The sequence below is a fragment of the Variovorax sp. WDL1 genome, assembly GCF_001541225.1.
In the GTDB taxonomy this organism is placed as follows: domain Bacteria; phylum Pseudomonadota; class Gammaproteobacteria; order Burkholderiales; family Burkholderiaceae_C; genus Variovorax.
Window position 1 is genome coordinate 1 of record NZ_LMTS01000256.1, and the last position, 21,056, is coordinate 21,056.

Genomic DNA, 21,056 nt, shown 5'->3' on the forward strand with positions numbered 1-21,056 from the left:
ATCGAAGACCGTCGTCAAGACGGGATCACCACGCGCTTACCTTACGCTTGAGACTGAGTGCTGTCGGTCAGGTGCGGGCGCCTGATGACTGTGATCGCCGATACCTGATATTCGCCGACGTGGGCGGCGAGAGACTGCTCGTTCCCTGGCCGCGAAGGACCGCGGCGGGATTCGCGATGCCGAGACTAGTAGAAGCCGCGCTCCTCTCTGATGCGTGCTTCGTCAATCCTTCGCGAGAGCATCGCGATGAAGTCTCCGAGCCATTCACGAGCTGCCGCAGAGGTGGTCGCGCCAATCCAAGATCTCGCTGAGTCGCGCTGCTTGGAGTAGTAGACCGAGTCGGGCCCGGATCGAGTTCCGGTGTCGAAATGCCCCATCAAGTGGCGTCCCTGAAGGCTCTTTGCTCCAAAAAACTCAATGAAGCCTCGCGTCAGATCGCCCGAGCGCCCTTGCGCCAGAGTCTTCGGAAGAGCTTGCATGACCGCTTCCGCGCGTTCCGGGTCGGATCCGACCCAGTCGAGGACCGACTTGGGATCGAAGCAATCCATGGGCGTGGGAACGCTTCCGCCTTCGGCCCCCACTTGATCGCCACGCTGCGGTTCTCCGAGCCAATGGGAGATTGTCCAGCTGCTCTCGTTGTCTTCCAGCGCCTTTGCTATGACGGGCCAACTCTCGCTCGGCCGAGCTTTGCAAATCTGCAACACGGTATCGAAGACTCCGGAGAACAAGCTGGCTCCGCCTGGCCCGCAGTGGCTTTCGAGCACCACGCCAAGAAACTCGATGTCGCGTTCGGGGAAGCGCCTACGGAACGACTTCGCCAACGTCTTCCAGTAGTGCGACGTCATATTGTCGTGGTGGTGATTGAAGGTCGTAGGATTGGTCAGCAACGCCCAAAGAAGTTCAGCGGAGCACTCTTCCGCGCCCTTCGCGAACCTGTAGGAGGCGATTTGGACTGCGACCCGAGCGGCGTCGGCATTCCCACTCGCGTTCAGGTGGGCGCAAATCGCTTCGACTTCGGCCGACGAGAGCTGCTCCTCACCAAGCTTCCATCCGATGGGAGCGAATCGTGACGGTTCGATCTCTCCCGCGTCAAACAGTGCAAGCAGCCTCGTGACGACAGATGGAGAGAAACCTGAGAAGACGACTGCCGCGGTCTGCCAACGCGGAGAGTCCGTCATCAACAAGTCCATAGCTCGGCTTTCCCATCGCGCAGGATCGAGTTTCCTCAACATCTCCAAATAGCCGCTCAAGAATCCAAAGTTCACTTCCCCAGCGATTGAACCCGCGCCGCTAAGAATCTCTTCGTCAAGATTGCAAACTTCAAACGAGATTGACGCGACGCAGCGCCCAAAATCGCTAGCTCTTTGTCCCGGGCACTGGATCACTCGCGCGAGATTCGCTCCGCGAGCCTGCGCGTCCTCAACAAATTCTCTTGCGAGAGCCTCGACGCGTTTTCGCGGAACATCGGACTCGACGAGTTCACGCTTCTCGTCAAGGTAGTGGTCTTCGTCGTAGGTGTCGTAGGTCACGAACCGGTCGAAGCGCTTCCCGAAAGGGCCGGACTGGGTCGCGTCGAGAATCTCTTGGAGTCTCTTGGCGACCCTCGAGGAAGTGCCTTGAATGGGATACCGCATGCGGCGCAAAAGCATCTTGACCAAGGCTTGGCCATCCCCGCTCGGAAAGTCGAGTTGACCTCGAAGCGTCTCAAGCGCGAGCTCGGTCATGGCCTCGTAGTGAAGCATGTCGTCGCTCGCCTGGATTGCGACTTTTGACACGGCAAGCTGCCACTCGGCGTCAGATGGGTCCGCGCTGGCCAGCAACGACTGCAGCGCCTCACGTCTAGGTTGGAACAAGTCGTTCCAAATCCGTGGAGCCCAGAACGCAATTGGCGGAGCCAAGCCTTGATATTCGACACCGACAATGCGAGTGTGCGATCGGTCACTAAACAGCTTCTCGAACAGCTCCAGGCCCAAGAATCGGTCGAAGCGATCCTCGCCGGAAAGCAGCTTTTGCGCGAAGGCCAACCTAGTCGCCCCAGGCGCTTGCGTGGGCGCTCCCCGCAAGTAAAACAGACCTTTCAAGGTCCCTCGGGCATTGTTGGAATACCGCGCGCTCTCGCCAAAGGCTAAATGCGAAAGCAGTCGAGCGGCTGGCGCGAAATGCTCTTCCCAGACGGCGATCTTCTCCAGTGCGTGCACAAGCGTTTGCCGCGCCTCGTCAAGCGCCGGCAGTTCGGCGCGCGGCCACGACCCCACCGTTCGTTCCAACACGCTGATCGTCGCAGCCGGATCCGCTTCCGCCATGACACTTAAAAAGTGCGACCCACTCTTGGACGCGACGAACTTCTTCGAAGTGAACGTGCCGTCTTCGGCGCCTAAGACCTCCCCGATGGCCGCCCGTGCCGAGGGCGATCCGTTGGAGTAGATGAGCATGTCCAAGAACCAACCTCGAAGCGTCTCGGGCATTTCATCCATGAGAGCGGCGAGGTCGGCGCCGTGCCCATGGATTTCCCACCACTGCTTCCACAGGTGAACATGGAGCGCTCTGGGGACCAAGCGCATCGTGTGGGTTCCCTGCAAGATGCGACGACCGGCAAGACCCGCGACGGCGATGTCGAAGGCTCCAGGAGTAATAGCGGGATCGACTCGAGCCGCCAATGTCGCAACGAACCGCCCTTCTTCCTCGACGGGTTTCCTGGCCCCGAACTTGCGGAACAGCGCGATGTGTCTTGTGATGGTCAGAAGCCTTTCGGCCTGCTCGCCCTTCACCTTCTTGTAGCCAAGCACGAACCGGTCCCAAATCGGAACAGTTGCGGGAAGTTTGAGAATGTCGGCTGGATTGCGCTTGAGGTTGTCGCCGACAGCGTGCGCCACGCGGGCTGAGCCTTCACACCAGGAAACCCAGTGGTGCGCGTGCCCTGCGTCGCCGATGTATTCGGCGAGGATCTCCTTGATCTGCGCGTCCTCGAGCTGAGGGAACTTAACGACTTCCATCAAGGAGTCAGAGCTCAATTCTGGGCCGTGATCGATGGTCACGAGTTTGATCCTGGGCCGCCCGCGCAGCGCGTTGAATATCGACGACCGATCGTCGTCGTCGCACTCGTCGATCACTAACACGATCGAGTACTCTCGATCGTCCTTCAGTAATTCGAAGAACAGCTGGCCGTTCTGAAAATACTCGGCGTGGGGGACGTAGACCGCTCGCGCAGACAACAACGGGAGGTTTTTGATCGCCTCTAGCGTGAGCCGGGTCTTGCCAATGCCCGGCTCCCCAACGACGCGTACGTGCTGTATGTCGGCACCCGTGAGGAGCGTCTGCACCGTTCGAATGAAGTCGGCCTGCGGCGCGCCAAGCGAAACGTGAGGCGTCATGTCGGCGTTCCGCGCCCATGACGAAATTGTTTGGAACCTTGCGTCCCCGAGCCCTCCAAGGTCGAGGCAAAGGGAAGGATACCTCTCCATCATGTTGGCGATCTGACGCACGCCCCAGACCTCGACGAGCGGCCTCTTGTATCCACACGTCTCGAACGCCTTGACCAGCAGCGACACCGCCTCGGCGTGGTTGTCGGCGAGAAGATCATGTCCAAGCGCCACCATGACGTATGTCCCACCCTCGTCCATGCATCTGCGGACTGCCCGTCCAAGTTTCGACTTCGATGGCTTCGCGTCGCTGGCTCCAAACAGTTCCTTGGCGATGGCCGCCGGCTGCCAAGGCTTGAAAGATGTGCCAGTCTTGATCTGGTAGTTGAATGAGTGGGCCCCTTTTCCTCCCACCGTCTCTGCCTTGGCATCGATACCGCCATCCGCGGTTGTCACGTCGCCGGAAACGACGATGTTCACCAGTCCAAGCCGCGCCGCCTCACACCAGAGAAGGCGGCCGAACACTTCTGTGGCTTCTTGGATCTTCAAACCGCCTAACCGGTCCAGATCCGGTGTGAATATCGTTGTCTCCATTCGCCCTCCGTCGCCTTGAGCATATCTTGCATCGGGCCTGGCCGCTTCGCCTGTAGTGACCGACATGGAGCGGTTCCATCGCTGGAATTGAAGGTAACCCTCGCTCCACAGTTGGCCCTTACCGACAGGCTTCGGCAACACCCGCTTTCGGTGGGAAGTGGCCAGCCCGCGGCCGGAAGCGCATCCTGGATGGCCCTCAACTCGATGGGAGACCATCATGGCAGCCGAAGGCAATACCAGTCACCGCGAGCCGTGGAACAAGGGCAAGATCGTCGGGCAGAAGGCGCCGTTCAAGGTGAAAGACATCTGGGCGCTGCGTGCCCGCCTGCAGCTGGAAGGGCGGGTGCGAGATCTCGCGCTCTTCAACTTGGGTATCGACAGCAAGCTTCGCGGATGCGATCTCGTCGCCCTCAAGGTCCGAGACGTCTGTCATGGAGACCAAGTTGCGACGCGCGCTACTGTAATGCAACACAAGACCCAGCGCCTCGTGCAGTTCGAGATCACGGCTGCCGCTCGGGACGCCTTGCAGGCATGGATCAAGCTTGCCGGGCTGAAGTCGGAAGCCTTCCTCTTCCCCAGCCGGCTCCACGATTCGCCCCATCTCGGAACCCGGCAGTACGCACGGATCGTCCAACATTGGGTTGAGGAGCTGGGCTTGGACTGCGCCGACTATGGCACGCACTCGATGCGCAGGACGAAGGCGACGCTGATCTATCGGCGCACCAAGAACCTTCGCGCCGTGCAACTGCTCCTCGGGCACTCCAAGCTGGAGTCGACGGTAAGGTACCTCGGGATCGAGGTCGATGACGCTCTCGAGCTCTCCGAGCAGACGGAAATCTGAGGGAGATGAAAAAGCGACCGCGTCGGTGAGCATCGGAGCGGTCGCTCTCGACGGCGACTATCGATGTGCCGACTTGGCAATGTCGGCAACTCCCGGGATTCCGGGCGCTGGGACCGGAATTGGGTGAATAGCTCAATGACCGGATTGGAGTCGAGACGTCGCACTTGGCAACCTCCGGCGACCGACCGCAACCGCTGCGAAGCCGAAGTTCGGGCCGCACCGTTGAGGCGCGAGCAGCAGTCCGAAGCGCACATCGTGCTCCCGACGAAATCACCTCACCTCAGAACATAACTCGCCAACACACTCTGCACCTCATAAATACTCAGCTTCTTATTGAACTGCTTCTGTATCGGCGCAGCCGTCCCCGAGATCCAGATCTTGAGTTCCGCATCGAGGTCGAAAGTGCCCCCCGTCTCCACACTGAAGTGCGTGATGCTCTTGTAGGGAATGGAGTGGTAATCGATCTTGCTCCCCGTCATGCCCTGCTTGTCGACCAGCACGAGGCGCTTGTCGGTGAACACGAAGTAGTCGCGGACGAGCTGGTAGGCGTGCTCGACCACTTCGCCCTTGGCCAGGATCTGGCTGAACTCCTGCTGGATCTTCGCCGGGTCGATCTTGGCTGCGTTGCCAAGCATTCCATCAAGTAGGCCCATGGTTGCTTCCTTCCGAACTCGATCCACACACGCGACCGTGGCCGGTCGTCGAAGGCTGCCGGGGCGCAGCGCGTGGCTAATGTAGTGGGCTGATGAGCGCGACCCTGCGCCATCGGACGAATTCTCCCAGCCCAAACCGGCAATAGTGCTCACCGCCGCGGAACCACCCTCTACGCGCGGGAGCCAAGTCTGCTGCACGCTTCAAGCCCCAGTTCAAGAAGAAGAACAGATCGTGGTCATTCCAAGACTGCTCATGTGCCTTGCGCTCGCATGCCTGGCCTCGTCACCGAGCGCCACCCTATCCACGCTCGGCCGTTGTGCGCCACAAGAGGCCGTGGAGCATGGCGGTGGGCTCAACGCCTGCGGGTGCCACTTCAACCGGCGCACCGGCGAGTGCCATTGCCATCAGGCCAGGGGCTGTGGATGCGAGTGCCAGTCGGCGGCATGCCCGTGATGAGGTCGTATCGCCTTCCGTTGCTGCCGGTGTTGGCCTGCATGCTGATCATGCCCACGATGGCCAGCGCCGGCCCAACGGTCTACCGCTGCGAGACCGCAGGCAAGGTCGCCTATTCCGACTCGCCCTGCATTGGCGCAATCATCGTGGATGCGACGCCCACCCAAGGCATGGACAAGATGAGCGGCCACAGCCGCAAGGGCAAAGACGTCCAGCAAACCGAGTTCAACCGCGTATTCGATGACGCGCTGAAGCCGCTGACCGGTAGATCGACCGAAGAGATGGGTGTGCTTCGACGACGGGTCAAGCTGCCGGGGCCGGATCAGCAGGCATGTGCGCGGCTCGATGGTCAACTGCCGAGGCTGGAGCTGGATGCCCGGGAGGCGCAAGGAGCAACAAAAGCTCGGGCGGAGTTTGATTTGTATGGGGCGCGGAAGAGGTACTTCGAACTGAAGTGCTGAGGAAGGTTCAGCCCTGCGATGGCCTGACCAGCGGGCACAGTGCGCAGACCGATACCATGCAGCGCGAGGAATGATGAACATGCTCAAGACCGAAGCCTCCGAAGGCCGCACCGTCGCCCTGTACTGGGACTTTGAAAACATCCACGCCGGACTGTGCGAAGAGCGCCAGCCGGGGTCGTACGCACGGACTGACTTTCGTTTCAAGCCTCAGGAGCCTTTGGTCAACATCCAGGCGGTCGTCGACTTCGCAGCATCCTTCGGTCCCATCGCCATCAACCGGGCGTACTGCAACTGGCAGTGGTATGGCCGGTACCGCGACGCCTTGCTGCAGAACGCCGTCGAGCTGATCCAACTCTTCCCGCCCGGAGGTGCCGCCAAGAACGGCGCCGACATCAAGCTGTGCCTGGACGCGACCGAGGACATCGGCCGGTTCGACCACATCGGCATCGTGATCGTGGTGGGTGGCGACAGCGACTTCATGCCTGTTTCGCAGAAGATCAAGGCGGCCGGCAGAACATTGATCGGTATCGGAACGCGGAAGGCCACCAACCGCCATTGGGCCAAGAGCTGCCACGAATTCCGCTACTACGAAAACCTCGTCGAGGTGAGAGAAGAAGCGATTCCCGTCGTCAGTGCCGAGCCCGACGCGCGGCCTGACGCGCTTGCGGAAGAGACGCCGCCCGCCGACGTCGAAGCGGCTCGTGCCGCTGCAGAGCCTCCGGCGCCATCGAAAGCCGCCACGGAGTCCGCCAGCAGCTTGCCCGTCGACCTGGTTCGCCGAGCGCTTCGGCTGCTTGCGGAGAAGAAGGCCGACGTGTGGGTCAACAAGGCAGAGGTCTGGCCGATGGTGAAGCGGTTGGACCCCACCTTCGAGCTGACGGAGCACGGATACACAAGCTTTTCGGGAATGCTGAAGGGGTTGGCGGCGGACCTGATCGAGATCCGGAAGGGCGAGAACGACCAACAGGTCCGACTGCGGTAAAGCGCTTGGCGGCTCAGTGCTCTGCAGTCCATGCGTCAAGGCAGCCGGCCAAAACCCGGCAACGACAGTTGCCCCCCGGTGCCACCAGGCGCACGGTCAAGGCACCCCCGGCGCCAGCACCTGCTGCATCGCAAGGCGGATCTGCGGCAGACGCTCCAGCGCCGTGCGCCGGCCACAGTCGACCATGGCCTCGGCCGCCGCAAAGTTGAAGCCTTCGCCGACCGGGATCGGAACGGTCAGCGACAGGTCGGCGCGATCGGCCTGGGCGGCGGCGTCCCACCAGCCCTGCAAGCGCCAGGCACCGCCCATCGCGGCGCGCAGGCCGAACGGGCGACGCAGTCGCTGTTCGAAGCGATCGGCGGCGCGCGCAGCATCGGAGGGCGCCTCGGGATAGGTGGGTCGGACCAGCGTGGCGAGCCTGAAGCCGCAGCCGCGCGCGGCGAGCAGGTCGACCGGCAGGCGCGACACGACCGCACCGTCGACGAGCACCGAGTCGCCGAGCCGGACCGCGGCGAACACGCCCGGGATCGCCGCCGTGGCCCGTGCCGCAGGCGCCACGGCGCCGCTGTCGAGCACGACACGCTTGCCCATCGTCAGGTCGGCCGCGACGACCGCGACCGGCAACCGCAACTGCGCAAACGTGGCATCGCCAAACAGCTCGCGGGTGAGCGTCGTCATGCGCGATGCGGAGATGAGCGAGGCGCGCGGCAGCCATTGCATGCCCCTGGCGCGCGCGAAGTCCGCGACCACGCGCAGGACGTTCTCAGTCGCCGCGCGCGCGCTGCCGAATCGGGCAAAGGCCAGTGCCACGGCACCCCCCATGCTCGAGCCGCAAAGGAAGTCGATCGGCAGCCCGTCGCCTTCCAGGACCTCGAGCACCCCCAGGTGCGCCAGCCCGGCAGCCGCGCCCACGCTCATGGCCACGCCCACTTCCCGGCCGCAAAGCCGGCGCACGAGGTGATCGAGCGCCGGCTGGCGCGCCCGCGACCAGTCGCCGCCCGATGCCGCAGCGTCGATCTCGTCGCGCGGCACCGCGTGGCACCAGCGCTGCAGTGCCGCCGCCCCGGAGAGCGCACCCGGGCGCCAGACGATGGGGTCGGCGTGCGTATCCGGGAGGCGACGCAGATCGTCTGCGGTGACCAGCAACGCGTCATCGGCATCGAGCTCCGCCAGCAACGCCGCGCTGCCGGCCTGGCCGGTGCCGAGCAGCAGCACGGCGTCGCTCGGCCCGACGTCCCGCCAGCGGCGAATGCGCTGCGCGCCACTTGCCGGGTCGTCGCGCGACTCGTGGTGCTCGGAGCCGGGCGCGTAGTGCTGCAAACCGCGGGCAAGCGCCGCCAGCAGGTTCGGGTGGCCTTCCTCCCCCGTCGGCACCAGCACGACGCGCGGCCGCGCCGCGGGCGCACGGCGCGTGCGCTCGCGAAGGCGCAGCCCCAGCAAGGTCGCGACGTTGCGGAAGAACGCGACCTCCTGCGCCATCGCCTCCAGGAGAACGGGGGCCGAGAGGACCCAGGCCCGCACATCGCGCTGGGCGACGACGTTGGCCGAGACCGGGTCGCCGGTCAGCGCCGAGAGCTCGCCGAAGCACTGGGGCGGCAACAGCAGCAGGCGCCGGCCACCCCCGGCCAGCTCGACGCGCACGGCGCCGTCGATCAGCCCGAAGAGCTCGGCCGACGGCACGCCGGCGCGCAGGATGATGTCGCCCGCTTCGAAGCGGCGCGTTTGCAAGCATCGTTCAAGGGAGGCGAGCGCCTCGGGCGAGATGCCGGCGAACAGCGGGTGCAGGGCGAGCGCAGGCGTCATCGCGCCAGGCCGGGCACCAGGGGCGTCCCGACGCGCGACGTTCTCGGGCGGCGGTTCGGCGAGCATGGCCGCCAGTATGCCGCGACGCGAGGGCGCCTGGGTGATCGGGTCGGGCGTGCCGTAGGGCAAAATCGTTCGTCCCATCCGCCACGCGTGCAACCCGCCGGCCTTCGCACCCGACACCCATGCCGAAGATCGCCAAATCCGCCATCGTCGTCCCGAGCAAGCTCGACCACGCCGCGCGGCAAGAGTTCATCGATGCGCTCTACAGGGTCCATTGCGAGGTGTTCGACGGCGTCAGCCGCGACTCGTTCGCGAAGTACGTGGTCGAGTCCCCGGCCGAGCACACCTGGATCAACGTGCACCGCAACGACGCAGGCGAGATCGTCGGCTACTTCGCGCTGCACATCTTCGAGCGTGAACTGGCCGGCCAGCCGAGCGCCATCTTTCGTGCCGAGGCCGGTACGCTGCGCGCTTACCGGGGTGGCAATACCAACACACGCTTCGGCCTCAAGCTCGGCGTGCCCTACCTGCTGCGCTACCCCGGGCGGCGCGTCTACTACCTCGGCTCGCTGGTGCACCCTTCGAGCTATAGCCTGTTTGCCAAGCACTTCGACGTGGTCTGGCCGAGCGCCCGGCATCCGCCGCCGCCGGCCGTGCTCGCCTTCATGGACGAGCTGGCGAACTCGTTCGGCCTCGAGCGCGTGAGCCCCGACAACCCGCTGACGCGACAAGTGCACTGGATCACGCGCGACTCCGAGGTCGAGCGCAGCTACTGGCGCAACTGCGACAAGCCCGCGGCGCGCTTCTTCATCGAAGCCAACCCCGGCTACAGCGAAGGCAATGGACTCGTCACGCTGATCAGGGTCGATGCGCACAACCTCCGGCACGCGATCTCGGCCTTCTTCGCCGAGCGCTACACGCGGCGCAAGGAGGGCTTGATGGTGACGCTGTACCGCCTGCCCATCGGCGGCCAGCTGCTGCGCCCCGCCGAGGTCATCCGGCGCCTCAAGGCGACCGCGCTGTTCGGCTCATTCGACGCACCCAGCCTCGCCACGCTGGCAGAAAGCGCGCAGATCGTTGCGCTCCCCGCGGGAAAGACAATCTTCCGTGCCGGCGACCCCGGCAACGAGCTCTACGTGATCGCGCGCGGCGCCGCCTATGTGCTGGCCGGCAGCGAGAGCGAAGGCGAAGACCACATCATCGACCAGCTGGCCACCGGCGCCATGTTCGGCGAGATCGCCATGCTCAGCGGCGAACGGCGCAGTGCCTCGCTGCGCACCGCGACCGCCACGCTGCTCATCGAGATTTCGCGCGAGGCGTTGTTCTCCATCCTCGAAGCGAACCCGAAACTGAGCGAGGTCCTCTGGAAGAACTTCGCGGCGCGGCGCTTCGACGACTGCGTGCGCGGCCTGCCGGCGTGGAAGACGCTGGAGCGCGCGGCGCGGCTGGCGGTCGTCGACGCGGGGCAGCACCGGCTGCTGGCCGCGGGCGAGCGCGCCGAAGTGAGCGCCGGGGAGATGCTGCTCGTGCTGCTGGGCAACGTGCAGGTCGAGCAGGCCGGCACATCGACCGTCGTGCGCGCGCCCGCCTTGTTCGATACGAAGCAGGCGATGGCAGTGACCGCCAACGGCGCGGCGCGCATCGTGTGCATCGCGCGCTGAAGGGCCGCTACAAGTCTTCCTCGGACACAAGCAACGATTGCAGCCACAGCGAAAAGTCGAGCCCCAGGCTCGCGTGCGGCTCGTCGCGCCGCACCAGTGTCTTGCCGTCTTCGCCGCGCAAATGCCATTCGAGCGCGCCGTCTTCGCCGAGCTGCAGCCGGTACATGCTGCCGAAGGCATCGGCGCGCAGCAGCCCGAGCGCTTGCTGCGTGAGCGCCGCGCAGTCGATGGTGACGCCCAGTTCGGTATTCAGCGTCGCCGAGCGCAGGTCGAGGTTGACCGAACCCACCACCATCCGCCGCCGATCCACGCCTGCCACCTTGGCGTGCAGGCGCGGCGTGGATTTGCCGAAGACCCCGAAGGTCTTCGACCGCCGCACCAGGTCGGGACCGAACTCGTACACCTGCACGCCCAGCCGCAGCATGTCGGCGCGGTAGCGAGAGTAGGCGCGGTACACCAGGGGTTCGTCGGTGGAGCCGAGCGAGTTGGTGACGATCAGCACACGCGTGCCGCGCTTCTGGGCCTCGCCCATCATGCGCAGGCCCACCGGGCCAGGCAGGAAGTAGGGATTGACGATGACCACTTCCTCGCGCGCGGCGGCGATCACGTCGAGCTTGGCGCGCATCGCCGGGCTGGCCTTGTTCGGGTCCACGGGCTGGAGCACCTTGTCGGGCGGGTCGTCGTGCACGCGGGCACTGCCGGCCAGCAGTCGCACCCGGCCCTGCGCGATCTGCACGCGAACCGTGCTCTGGCCCAGGTAGTCCCGCGGTGGCACCACCGGCGGTGGGCCGGCGATTCCTTTCAGCTGCACGTCGAAGTCGGCGCGCCGCTCGGCGGGTTTGGCGGCGCGCTCCAGGGCGTGCAGCCTCTGCTCCAGCACCCACACCTGTTCGCTGTTCCAGTAGCGGTCGAAGCTTGCCGACAGCTCGCGCACGACGGCGCCGGCGGAGAGGACGTCGAGGTCGATGAAGTTGGCCTCGCCGTGGCGCGTGAAATATTCGTCGGCGATGTTGCGCCCGCCATAAACGGCGAACTGGTTGTCGGCGACGAAGAGCTTGTTGTGCATGCGCCGGTTGACGCGCGTGAAATCGTGCAGCGACAGCAGCAAGCGACGGATCGGCGTGCCGTAGCGTTCGGGCAGCGGGTTGAACAGGCGCACTTCGGTGTTCGGAAACGCGGCCAGGCCCCGCAGCAGGGGGTACAGATCGCCGGCGTGGTAGTCGTCCACCAGCAGCCTCACACGCACGCCGCGCACCGCGGCATCGCGCAGCGCCGCCAGGAAGGCTGCGCCAGCGGTATCGTCATGGATGTGGTAGTACTGCGCGTCGATCGAACGCGTGGCGGCCTCGGCCAGCGCGAGGCGCGCATCGAAGGCCATTTCGCCGCTCGGCAACAGCATGAAGCCCGAATTGCCACCGGGTGCCTCAGCCAGACTCGCCGCAGCAATGCGCCCGAGAGGCGTGTCGCCGGTATCGGCGATGGCGCTGCTGGCAGGCGGCGCGATGCGCGGCGGCAGCATGGTGCAGCCGGCGAGCAGCAGCACGAAAAGGGCGGTCAACCAGCGTCTCATGGCTCGGCTCCGAACCGCATCGCCTGAAGCGAGCGTTCGCCGCAATTCTGACGCCAACCAGAGGGCAGCGGAAGGTCCTGCTGCTTAATCAGCCGGCACGCACCCCATGCCGCCCGCGATCCCGAACCCGTGCGCGTCGATTGCCGCACCAATCCTGCGAGCAGCGCGTCTGCGCTTGCGGATGGGAGGAACCGCCCAGCCTACGACGCAATGGCGCCGATACCCAGGACCGCCAACACCACGAACACGATGGCGACGATCAGGAAGATGAAGAACAGGATCTTCGCGATCTTCGCCGCACCGGCGCTGATCCCGGTAAAGCCGAATACACCTGCGACGACCGAGACGATGGCGAAGATGATGGCCCACTTGAGCATGGAATCTCCTTGGTGGACCTTGTATTGTTCGTAGTGGTCAGCATGACTGAGTAGGGCTGTGGCTCACAGCAGCGTAAGCCGAACCATGAACCAAGACAACCCGTGCATCCCGGTCGAGGACGAGCATCGAGAAGAACGTCCTGATGACCTCCCGGACTCCTCCGAAAAGCCGCAGTCCACGCCGGCCGAACGATTGGGCTTCGAGCCCTTCCAGTACACCGAGCGCAGCTGAATGAACCGCCAAGCCTCGACACTTGAAGAGGCACTGCAAGCCGGCGGCCGCATCAGCGCACGGCCATGCGAACAAGCCGCGCCGCCTCTTCGGCGCGCGCGTCTTCCACCTCGCGCAGCACGCCGCCCACGTCCACCGGCCCACTGGGGCGTGCGAAGCTGCCCGTGAGCGCCGAGCCCGTGTGAAGCTCGCCGCGCTCGTAGAGGTTCCATATTTCCTCGCCGTAGCGGGTCGAAAGCAACTCGGGCGCGAACCTTCCGAAGAAGTCGGCAAGGTTCCCCACATCGCGCAACAGCATCCGCCGCGCGTGGTTGTTGCCCGCGGCATCGACGGCCTGCGGCAAGTCGATGATGACGGGGCCGTCGGCGGCGAGCAGCACGTTGAACTCGGAAAGGTCGCCATGCACCACACCCGCGCACAGCATGCGAATCACCTCCACCAGCAGCGTTGCGTGATGCAGCCGCGCGTCCTCTGGGGTGAACACGACGTCGTTGAGGCGCGGTGCGGCATCTCCGTGCTCGTCGGTGACGAGTTCCATCAGCAGCACGCCGTCGGCAAAGTTGTAGGGCTCCGGCACGCGCACGCCCGCCCCGGCCAGCCTGTAGAGCGCATCGACCTCGGCGCTTTGCCAGGCCCCCTCGGTGGCCTGCCGGCCGAACTTGGTGCCCTTGGCCATCGCGCGCTGCAGGCGCGTGTTCTTGACCTTGCGGTTCTCGGTGTAGTCGACGGCCTGGCGGAAACTGCGCTGGGTCGCTTCCTTGTAGATCTTGGCGCAGCGCGTCTGGTCCCCGCAGCGCACCACGTAGACCATGGCTTCCTTGCCGCTCATGAGCTGGCGAACCACGCTGTCGATCAATCCTTCGTCGATCAGCGCCTGTAGTCGAGGGGGTGCTTTCATGGCCCATTCTGCCTTGCTGCCGCGCGGGCCCGCGATGTGGAGGCCAGCGCGTGGCTGCTCTTGGGATGGCGGAAGGGCTCCATGGCGAACGTTGGAGCGAGAATAAGAGATGGCTACCGCAAGGTCCTTCGAGACCACCCACTACAAGCTCTTCCCCTCGCCACGCAACGTGCACCGGGTGGTGTTCGAACATCAAGTGTTCGTGCCGCAGCCGTACGCGTTGATCGACCTCCCGAGCTACGGCCTGAAGGGCCGCTACAGCCTGTTCGCCGCCTGCCGGCTCTCGGACGGCAAGATGGGCCAGCTCGTGACCCTCGAAGAGGCGGATGACGTCGCGAAGTTCGAGGCGAAGTTCGTGCCGGATTAGCTCGCGTGCTCGGGGTCCCGTCAATCCGTATCCGGAAAGGTGTCCGCGAAGGCTGCCGCAAAGGCACGGGACCCGGTCAGGGTGAGGGCAAGGGTCACTCGCCCAGGCACGCGCGGCATGGAAACTGTCGCGCGCTCGCAGTCGTAGGTGATTTCAAGCGGGACATCACGCTCGGCCACTGCTTGCAATTCGAAGTCCCACTCGCCGCCTTCTTCGGCAGAAGATGGTGCGCCGAAGTCGCGATAGGCCCAACCGAGCACGGTTTCGACCTCATGGACCAGGGCCGGTAGGCGATCGGCAAGGACAGACGCCATCGCGTCGAAGCTGCAGGCGCCGGTTTCCTCGTCGGTCGGTTCGAAGATCAGGTATTGGAGCGGCATCCCTGGAGGATGCCGCAATGTCGCACGGCTGCAGCTCATGGACGCGCTTGGCCAAGGGCATCGAATGTATATCTGGCGCCAAACACGGAGCCATTCATGGAAGTCATCCAGGCCGACATCGAACTCGCCGCTGCTCAGGTTTCGTAATGCCTTCGCCTTTTCATCATCGAAAGCAGCAACGTCATAAGGAGCGCGCCACCGCCCGCAGCAATGAGTGTCGAGCGGACCGGCTCGTTGGCAATGTACCGCGTGCAACTCTCCTTGACCTCGTCGACTTGCCCCTGCCAGTCGCGCAGCTTTCGACCGGTGGCGCCCACGGCTTTTCGAGCATAGACCCTTCCGGCCGTGCCAGCGCTCCTTGCGATGTCCGCAGCGTCATGGGACAGGCCCCTGACGGTGTCCAGGGCCTCCCCGCCGGTTTCCCTGACGTCTTCGACGGTCGACCTGATGGAGTGGGCGGCGTCTCTGCTTATCCGTCCACTCTCCTGGGCATACCCTTTCGCAGCTTCCAGCGCGTCTCGCGCAGTCTGCTGGGCCTCATCAGCGAGCTCGGCAGGACTCTTCACGTTGTCGGTTGCCATCCAGTGCTCCTCATGGTGTTACTTCTTTCGCGCCTTCAGGTGCTGCTCGACAGTTGGCGCATGGGTGCCAACGGCTCTCACGGCAGCCTTGAGCTCGTCCGGGGAGACGCCAAACTTTTGAGACCAATCTCTCAGCTCGTAGTCTTCGTTGACGTTGATGCGCGAGCGGTCCTGCCCGCCCGGCTTTGTCTTGTCGTCTGCCATCCTGTCCCTTTCTTGCGCGCCATGTGGCGCAGTGGTGCGGTCCATTCTTGCGAATGCCCGAGCCATGCGGGTCGGAAAGCGACGCCGTCTGTTGGAAGGCCAGTCCGACACAAGAGGCAGGCTCGATAACGGCTACCCTACGGGCTATGTCAAGTCTGCGCCCAGCTGACTCCTGAGAGACTCGAAGCCGTGCGGATTGCCACCTGGAACATCAACAACGTCGTCAAGCGGCTGGACCTGCTGTGTGACTGGCTCGAACGCACAAAGCCCGACGTGGTGGCGCTGCAGGAGCTGAAGACGCCCACCGCCGACTTCCCCGCCGAGCGGCTGCGGTCGCTCGGCTACGAATCCCTGGTCGTCGGCCAGCGTACCTGGAATGGCGTCGCCCTCCTCGCCCGGGGACAGGAACCGCTGCCGGTCGTCACGGCGCTGCCGGGCGATCCGAAGGACAAGGAGGCCCGCTATGTCGAGGCGGCCATCAACGGTGTGCTGTTCGCCTGCCTGTACCTGCCGAACGGCAATCCTCAGCCCGGGCCCAAGTTCGACTACAAGCTGCGCTGGCTCGAGCGCATGCGCCAGCGCGCCGAGGAGCTTTGGGCTTCCGGGCAGCCGGTCGTGCTGCTGGGCGACTGGAACGTGGTCCCGACGGACGCCGACATCTACAAGCCGGACACCTGGCGCGACAACGCATTGCTGCAGCCCGAGCCGCGCGAGGCCTTCGCCGCGGTGCTGGCCCAGGGCTGGACCGATGCGCTCCAGGCGGCTCATCCCAAGGACAAGCTGTTCACCTTCTGGGACTATCGCCGCAAGCGGTGGGAGCGCAATGCGGGCCTGCGCATCGACCACATCCTCGTTGGCAAGTCGCTGAAGGTCGTGGATGCGGGCGTGGACCGCGAGGAACGTGGACGCGAGAACGCCAGCGACCATGCGCCCGTGTGGGCAGAACTCCGGCCTGCCACGGCAAGGCGGGCGACCAGGAAGAAGCAGGAGGCCCAGCCGCTCTCGAGCTACAAGGCCAAGCGCGATTTCACCAAGACCGCAGAGCCTGCCGGCACGCCGGTGCGGCGAAGCAAGGCGAAGCGCGACCGGCGCCCGGTCTTCGTCATCCAGAAGCATTGGGCCTCGCGCTTGCACTACGACGTGCGGCTGGAGCTCGACGGCGTGATGGTTTCGTGGGCCGTTCCCAAAGGGCCGTCCTACGACCCGGCGGCCAAGCAGATGGCCATCCATGTCGAAGACCATCCCATCGACTACAACACCTTCGAAGGCGAGATCCCCAAGGGCGAGTACGGCGGCGGCACGGTCATCGTCTGGGACCAGGGGACCTGGGAGCCGGTCGGCGACCCACGGGAAGGGCTTGCCAAGGGCAAGCTGATCTTCAAGCTGCACGGACAGAAGCTCGCGGGGCTGTGGGAGCTGGTGCGCATCTCGAAGCCTGGCGACAAGAAGCAGGAGCAGTGGATTTTCTTCAAGAAGCGCGGCGACGCCTGGGCCCGCCCGAGCACGGAGTACGACGTGATTGCCGCCCTGCCCGACAGCGTCGTCGCGCAGCCACTGGGCCTGGTCGAGGAGCGCGACCCCCGCGGCGCAGCCGTCTTGCAGCCGCGTGCCGACACGGCCGACCTGCGGCAAGCCAAGCGGGCACCGCTGCCTGCGAAGCTGCCGCCCCAGCTTGCTACGCTGGTCTCGTCCGTGCCGCAGGGCGACTGGATTGTCGAAAGCAAGTTCGACGGCTACCGCCTTCTCGCACGCATCGACAACGGCGATGTCCGGCTCTTCACCCGCAACGGCCATGACTGGACCGGCAAGCTCGAGTCCATTGCAGAAGCCGTCGCAGAGCTTGGGCTGGACAGCGCCTGGCTCGATGGCGAGATCGTGGTGCTGAACGAGGCGGGCGTGCCCGACTTCAACCGGCTTCAGAACGCCATCGACAACGCCCGCACCGGCGACATCCAGATGTTCGTGTTCGATGCGCCGTTCCTCGGTGGCATGGACTTGCGCGATGTGCCGCTGGCGAGCCGGCGAGAGGCGCTCAGGGAGCTGTTCGCGCAGCGTGATGACGGCATCGTGCGGTTCAGCCAGTCCTTCGACGTGCTGCCGGCACAACTGCTGGATGCCGCCTGCCGGATGGGGATGGAAGGCATCATCGTCAAGCGCGCCGACTCGCCCTACACCTCGGGGCGCACGGAAGCCTGGCTGAAGTTGAAGTGCACGCACAGGCAGGAGTTCGTGGTGGTCGGCTTCACCGACCGCACGGGCGCTGCTCGCGAGGTCGGCAGCTTGCTGCTGGGCTATCACGAAGGCAATGCGTTGCGGTTTGCCGGCTCGGTAGGCACCGGCTGGGGCTCGGCGACGGGCCGCGAGTTGAAGACGGCGCTGTCCAGGCTGCAGGTCGGCCAGCCCGCCGTGGCCCCCGAGGAGGCCAAGCCCGGCCGGTGGTCCAGGCGCGCGGCCGGTAGCGAGCGCTGGGTCGAACCCACGATGGTGGTCGAGGTTGCATTCTCGGAGTGGACGCCGGAGGGCCGCATCCGGCACCCGGTGTTTCGCGGCGTGCGCACCGACAAGCCGGCGGCGCTCATCGTGCGCGAGGAACCCAGGCCCATGGGCGCTGCCCCCTCCGCCCCGAAGGCGCCGCAGGGCACCGGCGTGAAGGTCACGAACCCCGAGCGGGTGATCGACCCGACCACCGGCCTGCGAAAGGTGGACCTGGTGCGGTACTACGAGAGCGTGGCCGAATGGATGCTGCCTCACCTGAAGGGGCGTCCGGTGTCGCTGGTGCGGGGGCCGACGGGGGTCACGGGCGAGCTGTTTTTCCAGAAGCACGACGACAAGCTGTCCATCCCGCATGTGCGCAACTTGCCTGAGCAGCTCTGGCCCGGCCACGCCGAGCTGCTGGAGGTGCCGAATGCGCGGGCGCTGGTGGCCTGCGCCCAGATGAACGTCATCGAGTTCCATACATGGAACTCGATCGCCAGGAACATCGACAAGCCGGACCGGATGATCTTCGACCTGGACCCAGGGGAAGGCACAAGCTGGCAGCACGTGCAGGAGGCAGCGACCCTGGTGCGGGCCTTGCTGTCGGAGCTCGGGCTCGAGTCATGGCTCAAGACCAGCGGCGGCAAGGGCCTGCACGTGGTGGTGCCGCTGGCGCCTCGCTTCGACTACGACACCGTCAAGGCGTTCTCGCAAGCGGTGGTCCAGCATCTGGCCAGGACCATCCCGTCGAGGTTCGTCGCCAAGAGCGGCGCTTCCAACCGTGTGGGCAAGCTATTCGTCGATTACCTGCGCAACGGCCACGGCGCAACGACTGCCGCGGCGTTCTCGGCGCGCGCACGTCGCGGCCTCGGCGTGTCGATGCCGGTGAGCTGGGACGATCTGCCCACGCTCAAGAGCGGCGCCCAGTGGACGATCGGGACCGCGCGGGAGTACCTGTCATTTCAAAGGCAGGACCCGTGGTCGGGGTACTGGACCCGCAAGCATTCGCTCAGTGCGGCGATGAAGACGCTGGGATTCGTTGCGCCGAAACAGAAGTCGCGGGCCTGAGCCTCGACCTGCTCACCGTCGCGGCCCAGCTAGGCCGGCCGGGTCGCCGACCCAAGCAAGAGCTCGTTGGGCCCGCACCAGCCGCTTGGGGACCCGAATCGCTGAAGCGCCTCCTCGATGTCCCGCCAAGCCGCCTCCCTGGCCGGCGCGTCCAGAGGCGCGAGGATCTCGATGATCGGTGAGCCCGAGCTTCGGACGAAGTCGACGTAAGCCGCGGCATCAGGAAGTTCGAACGGCGCTGCAATCGACTCCACCGTGACCTCGGCATAGCCCGCCTCGATCAGCAGGCTTGCCAGTCGGCCAGGCGCCGCGAGGCTGAACAGACCCCCGTCGACATAAGGTGAGTTGCTGCCTTCCAGCCCCCGGTGCTTGCGAGCCACCTTCATCATGGTCGCGATGCAGGGGTTGTTCGCGGGGTCGCCGAAAACCAGTGCGACGTAGCGGCCCCCCGGCCGCAGCGCGTCGAATGCTGCAGCCAGCGCAGCGGCCGGGTTCATGCAGAGCATGAGACCCAGCCTGCACATCACCGCATCGAAAGACGCCTGTTCATGCACGGGCTGCTGCGCGTCCGCAACGGCGAAGCGCACGTTGGTCAGGCCGGCCTCTTCGATGTTCCGGCGAGCAAAGTCCAGGATCTTCGGCGAGATGTCGGTCGCCAGCACGGCGCCCGTCGGTCCGACGGCCTGTGCGATGTCCCGGGTCTGATCACCCGCGCCGGCGGCCAGGTCGAGCACGCGTGCACCCGCTTGGAGTCGCGCCTGCGCCAACATCGCCGCGGTGGCCTGGCGCAACCACGCATGGACGGCGGGCGTGTTGCGCGACCAGCCTTCGGCCGCCCGGTCCCAGGCGCTCGCGACGGCGTCGGTCATGCGTCGCCCCGAACGCCGGCGCCGACCCGCAGGGGCGCGCCGGCGATCAGCACACAGCGGGGTGGGATGTGGTCATGCATACGGGGACGTGTGGTCATGGTGCGGCCTCGAAGTGATGGTGGCGATCACCCCAGCGTAGGCCCGCGCTCCACGGGCTACAAGGCGCAGACTTGCGCAACGGGGCCGCAATAGTGCATAACGGGCAATGCTCGATTGGAACGACCTGAAGTACTTCGTGGCGGTCGCCCGGCACGGCAGCACGCTGGCCGCGGGCCGGGCCCTCGAGGTCGACCAGTCGACGGTGCAGCGGCGGTTGACCGCACTGGAGCGTCACATCGGCCGCGCGGTGGTCAAGCGCCAGGCCAGCGGGTACAGGCTCACCGACTTCGGCACCGAAGTGCTGGAAGCGGCGTGTCGGGTCGAGCGGGCCGTGGGTGACTTCGAACAGGCGTTGGTCGTCTCGAAGCGCAACGCGGCGGGCGTGATCCGTCTGACCTGCCCGGAGCCGTTGGTCGACCGGCTGACGCAGTCGGGGCTGCTGGACCGCTTCCATGCGCTGCACCCGGACCTGCATGTGGAGTTCGTGATGAGCGACAGGTACGTCGACCTGCGTACCGGCGAGGCCGACGTCGCGCTGCGTTCCGGCGACACCGACGATGCAGTGCTGGTCGGTCGCAAGGTGGGCGACTCGCTGTGGGCCGTGTATGCGAGCCGTGACTATGTGGCGCGCCATGGCCAGCCTTCGTCCATCGAGGAACTGCAGGCGCACCCGCTGGCGGGGTTTGAAGAGAGCATGGCAGACCACCGAGCGAGCCAGTGGCTGCGCGAGGTTGCACCAGATGCGCGCATCGTCGCCCGGAGTGGCAGCGTGCTCGGACTACTGCTGTCTGTGAAGGCGGGTGTGGGCATGGCACCGCTGCCGACGGCGCTCGGGGATTCGGAGCCGGAGCTGGTGCGGGTGCTCGGGCCGATCCCGGCGCTGTCGCGGGACTGGCGGCTGCTCGCGATGCCGGAGATTCGGAAGACAGCTCGGGTCAGCGCATTCTTTGCCTTCATGGTCGCGGAGGTGGAGGCACTGAAGCCGATCATTACAGGGTAGGAGGCGTTCGCGCCGATGTCCGGGAGAGCTTTGGTGGCGGATTCGGCCTGGCGCCGCCGGATCGCGGCCTTCTCGTCGCCGCGCAGGCTACAGTGACGGCCGGCATGTCGAGGCCTCGGCACTCG

General features: G+C 65.4%; 18 protein-coding genes. 8 read left to right on the top strand and 10 right to left on the bottom strand.

Annotated elements, in window-relative coordinates:
• Positions 1-185: 185 nt before the first annotated feature.
• A complete protein-coding gene (locus tag APY03_RS32120) occupies positions 186-3,953 on the bottom strand; it encodes a hypothetical protein (protein ID WP_068683600.1) in 3,768 nt (1,255 codons plus the stop codon).
• A 217-nt stretch (positions 3,954-4,170) separates the two neighbouring features.
• Here APY03_RS32120 and APY03_RS32125 point away from each other — a divergent pair, with 217 nt between their 5' ends.
• Positions 4,171-4,794, top strand: coding sequence for a tyrosine-type recombinase/integrase (locus APY03_RS32125; protein ID WP_068683602.1), 624 nt, complete (start codon positions 4,171-4,173; stop codon positions 4,792-4,794).
• A gap of 275 nt (positions 4,795-5,069) precedes the next feature.
• On the opposite strand, the gene APY03_RS32130 is transcribed toward APY03_RS32125, so the two are convergent.
• Complete coding sequence (locus APY03_RS32130; RefSeq protein ID WP_068683604.1) at positions 5,070-5,447, bottom strand: PH domain-containing protein; 378 nt, start codon at positions 5,445-5,447, stop codon at positions 5,070-5,072.
• A 495-nt stretch (positions 5,448-5,942) separates the two neighbouring features.
• Here APY03_RS32130 and APY03_RS32135 point away from each other — a divergent pair, with 495 nt between their 5' ends.
• Entirely contained in the window at positions 5,943-6,362 is a 420-nt protein-coding gene (locus APY03_RS32135; RefSeq protein ID WP_102905231.1) for a DUF4124 domain-containing protein, read from the top strand.
• Positions 6,363-6,441: 79 nt separating this feature from the next.
• Positions 6,442-7,344 carry an NYN domain-containing protein gene (locus tag APY03_RS32140; RefSeq protein ID WP_068683656.1) on the top strand — a complete coding sequence of 301 codons (903 nt, stop codon included), beginning with the start codon at positions 6,442-6,444 and terminating at the stop codon, positions 7,342-7,344.
• 96 nt (positions 7,345-7,440) lie between these two features.
• Here APY03_RS32140 and APY03_RS32145 read toward each other — a convergent pair whose 3' ends face one another.
• The gene (locus APY03_RS32145) at positions 7,441-9,291 is read right to left on the bottom strand and encodes a cyclic nucleotide-binding and patatin-like phospholipase domain-containing protein (RefSeq protein WP_083944697.1); all 1,851 of its coding nucleotides are present in this window, start codon (positions 9,289-9,291) and stop codon (positions 7,441-7,443) included.
• 41 nt (positions 9,292-9,332) lie between these two features.
• On the opposite strand from APY03_RS32145, the gene APY03_RS32150 reads away from it, so the two are divergent.
• Positions 9,333-10,811, top strand: coding sequence for a Crp/Fnr family transcriptional regulator (locus APY03_RS32150; RefSeq protein WP_068683610.1), 1,479 nt, complete (start codon positions 9,333-9,335; stop codon positions 10,809-10,811).
• A 7-nt stretch (positions 10,812-10,818) separates the two neighbouring features.
• On the opposite strand, the gene APY03_RS32155 is transcribed toward APY03_RS32150, so the two are convergent.
• Together APY03_RS32155 and APY03_RS40810 are read right to left on the bottom strand one after the other, a co-directional pair.
• A complete protein-coding gene (locus APY03_RS32155) occupies positions 10,819-12,381 on the bottom strand; it encodes a phospholipase D family protein (protein ID WP_068683612.1) in 1,563 nt (520 codons plus the stop codon).
• Positions 12,382-12,581: 200 nt separating this feature from the next.
• Positions 12,582-12,758: a DUF1328 domain-containing protein gene (locus APY03_RS40810; RefSeq protein ID WP_083944698.1), complete on the bottom strand. Its 177-nt coding sequence runs from the start codon at positions 12,756-12,758 to the stop codon at positions 12,582-12,584.
• 85 nt (positions 12,759-12,843) lie between these two features.
• Here APY03_RS40810 and APY03_RS41945 point away from each other — a divergent pair, with 85 nt between their 5' ends.
• Positions 12,844-12,990 (top strand): hypothetical protein, encoded by a 147-nt coding sequence (locus tag APY03_RS41945; protein WP_157103484.1) that lies wholly within the window; start codon positions 12,844-12,846, stop codon positions 12,988-12,990.
• A 52-nt stretch (positions 12,991-13,042) separates the two neighbouring features.
• Here APY03_RS41945 and APY03_RS32160 read toward each other — a convergent pair whose 3' ends face one another.
• Positions 13,043-13,888, bottom strand: a complete 846-nt coding sequence (locus APY03_RS32160; protein WP_068683613.1) for a PA4780 family RIO1-like protein kinase — start codon at positions 13,886-13,888, stop codon at positions 13,043-13,045.
• A gap of 109 nt (positions 13,889-13,997) precedes the next feature.
• Here APY03_RS32160 and APY03_RS32165 point away from each other — a divergent pair, with 109 nt between their 5' ends.
• Positions 13,998-14,255, top strand: coding sequence for a hypothetical protein (locus APY03_RS32165; RefSeq protein WP_068683615.1), 258 nt, complete (start codon positions 13,998-14,000; stop codon positions 14,253-14,255).
• Between the two features lie 20 nt (positions 14,256-14,275).
• Here APY03_RS32165 and APY03_RS32170 read toward each other — a convergent pair whose 3' ends face one another.
• From APY03_RS32170 to APY03_RS32180, 3 genes are all read right to left on the bottom strand, one after another.
• Positions 14,276-14,635, bottom strand: coding sequence for a hypothetical protein (locus APY03_RS32170; protein ID WP_068683617.1), 360 nt, complete (start codon positions 14,633-14,635; stop codon positions 14,276-14,278).
• A gap of 134 nt (positions 14,636-14,769) precedes the next feature.
• Positions 14,770-15,216 (bottom strand): hypothetical protein, encoded by a 447-nt coding sequence (locus APY03_RS32175; protein ID WP_068683619.1) that lies wholly within the window; start codon positions 15,214-15,216, stop codon positions 14,770-14,772.
• Between the two features lie 18 nt (positions 15,217-15,234).
• A complete protein-coding gene (locus tag APY03_RS32180; protein ID WP_068683620.1) occupies positions 15,235-15,420 on the bottom strand; it encodes a DUF3606 domain-containing protein in 186 nt (61 codons plus the stop codon).
• Between the two features lie 189 nt (positions 15,421-15,609).
• Here APY03_RS32180 and ligD point away from each other — a divergent pair, with 189 nt between their 5' ends.
• Positions 15,610-18,963 (top strand): DNA ligase D, encoded by a 3,354-nt coding sequence (gene ligD, locus APY03_RS32185; RefSeq protein ID WP_068683622.1) that lies wholly within the window; start codon positions 15,610-15,612, stop codon positions 18,961-18,963.
• Between the two features lie 29 nt (positions 18,964-18,992).
• Here ligD and APY03_RS32190 read toward each other — a convergent pair whose 3' ends face one another.
• Complete coding sequence (locus APY03_RS32190) at positions 18,993-19,832, bottom strand: class I SAM-dependent methyltransferase (protein ID WP_068683625.1); 840 nt, start codon at positions 19,830-19,832, stop codon at positions 18,993-18,995.
• A gap of 205 nt (positions 19,833-20,037) precedes the next feature.
• Here APY03_RS32190 and APY03_RS32195 point away from each other — a divergent pair, with 205 nt between their 5' ends.
• A complete protein-coding gene (locus APY03_RS32195) occupies positions 20,038-20,931 on the top strand; it encodes a LysR family transcriptional regulator (protein ID WP_068683627.1) in 894 nt (297 codons plus the stop codon).
• The last annotated feature ends 125 nt before the right edge of the window (positions 20,932-21,056 follow it).

Bases quoted from the DNA above. Each gene is read 5' to 3' on its own strand.
- APY03_RS32120 (WP_068683600.1), bottom strand. From the start codon at position 3,953: ATGGAGACAACGATATTCACACCGGATCTGGACCGGTTAGGCGGTTTG.
- APY03_RS32125 (WP_068683602.1), top strand. From the start codon at position 4,171: ATGGCAGCCGAAGGCAATACCAGTCACCGCGAGCCGTGGAACAAGGGC.
- APY03_RS32130 (WP_068683604.1), bottom strand. From the start codon at position 5,447: ATGGGCCTACTTGATGGAATGCTTGGCAACGCAGCCAAGATCGACCCG.
- APY03_RS32135 (WP_102905231.1), top strand. From the start codon at position 5,943: ATGCTGATCATGCCCACGATGGCCAGCGCCGGCCCAACGGTCTACCGC.
- APY03_RS32140 (WP_068683656.1), top strand. From the start codon at position 6,442: ATGCTCAAGACCGAAGCCTCCGAAGGCCGCACCGTCGCCCTGTACTGG.
- APY03_RS32145 (WP_083944697.1), bottom strand. From the start codon at position 9,291: ATGGGACGAACGATTTTGCCCTACGGCACGCCCGACCCGATCACCCAG.
- APY03_RS32150 (WP_068683610.1), top strand. From the start codon at position 9,333: ATGCCGAAGATCGCCAAATCCGCCATCGTCGTCCCGAGCAAGCTCGAC.
- APY03_RS32155 (WP_068683612.1), bottom strand. From the start codon at position 12,381: ATGAGACGCTGGTTGACCGCCCTTTTCGTGCTGCTGCTCGCCGGCTGC.
- APY03_RS40810 (WP_083944698.1), bottom strand. From the start codon at position 12,758: ATGCTCAAGTGGGCCATCATCTTCGCCATCGTCTCGGTCGTCGCAGGT.
- APY03_RS41945 (WP_157103484.1), top strand. From the start codon at position 12,844: ATGAACCAAGACAACCCGTGCATCCCGGTCGAGGACGAGCATCGAGAA.
- APY03_RS32160 (WP_068683613.1), bottom strand. From the start codon at position 13,888: ATGAAAGCACCCCCTCGACTACAGGCGCTGATCGACGAAGGATTGATC.
- APY03_RS32165 (WP_068683615.1), top strand. From the start codon at position 13,998: ATGGCTACCGCAAGGTCCTTCGAGACCACCCACTACAAGCTCTTCCCC.
- APY03_RS32170 (WP_068683617.1), bottom strand. From the start codon at position 14,635: ATGCCGCTCCAATACCTGATCTTCGAACCGACCGACGAGGAAACCGGC.
- APY03_RS32175 (WP_068683619.1), bottom strand. From the start codon at position 15,216: ATGGCAACCGACAACGTGAAGAGTCCTGCCGAGCTCGCTGATGAGGCC.
- APY03_RS32180 (WP_068683620.1), bottom strand. From the start codon at position 15,420: ATGGCAGACGACAAGACAAAGCCGGGCGGGCAGGACCGCTCGCGCATC.
- APY03_RS32190 (WP_068683625.1), bottom strand. From the start codon at position 19,832: ATGACCGACGCCGTCGCGAGCGCCTGGGACCGGGCGGCCGAAGGCTGG.
- APY03_RS32195 (WP_068683627.1), top strand. From the start codon at position 20,038: ATGCTCGATTGGAACGACCTGAAGTACTTCGTGGCGGTCGCCCGGCAC.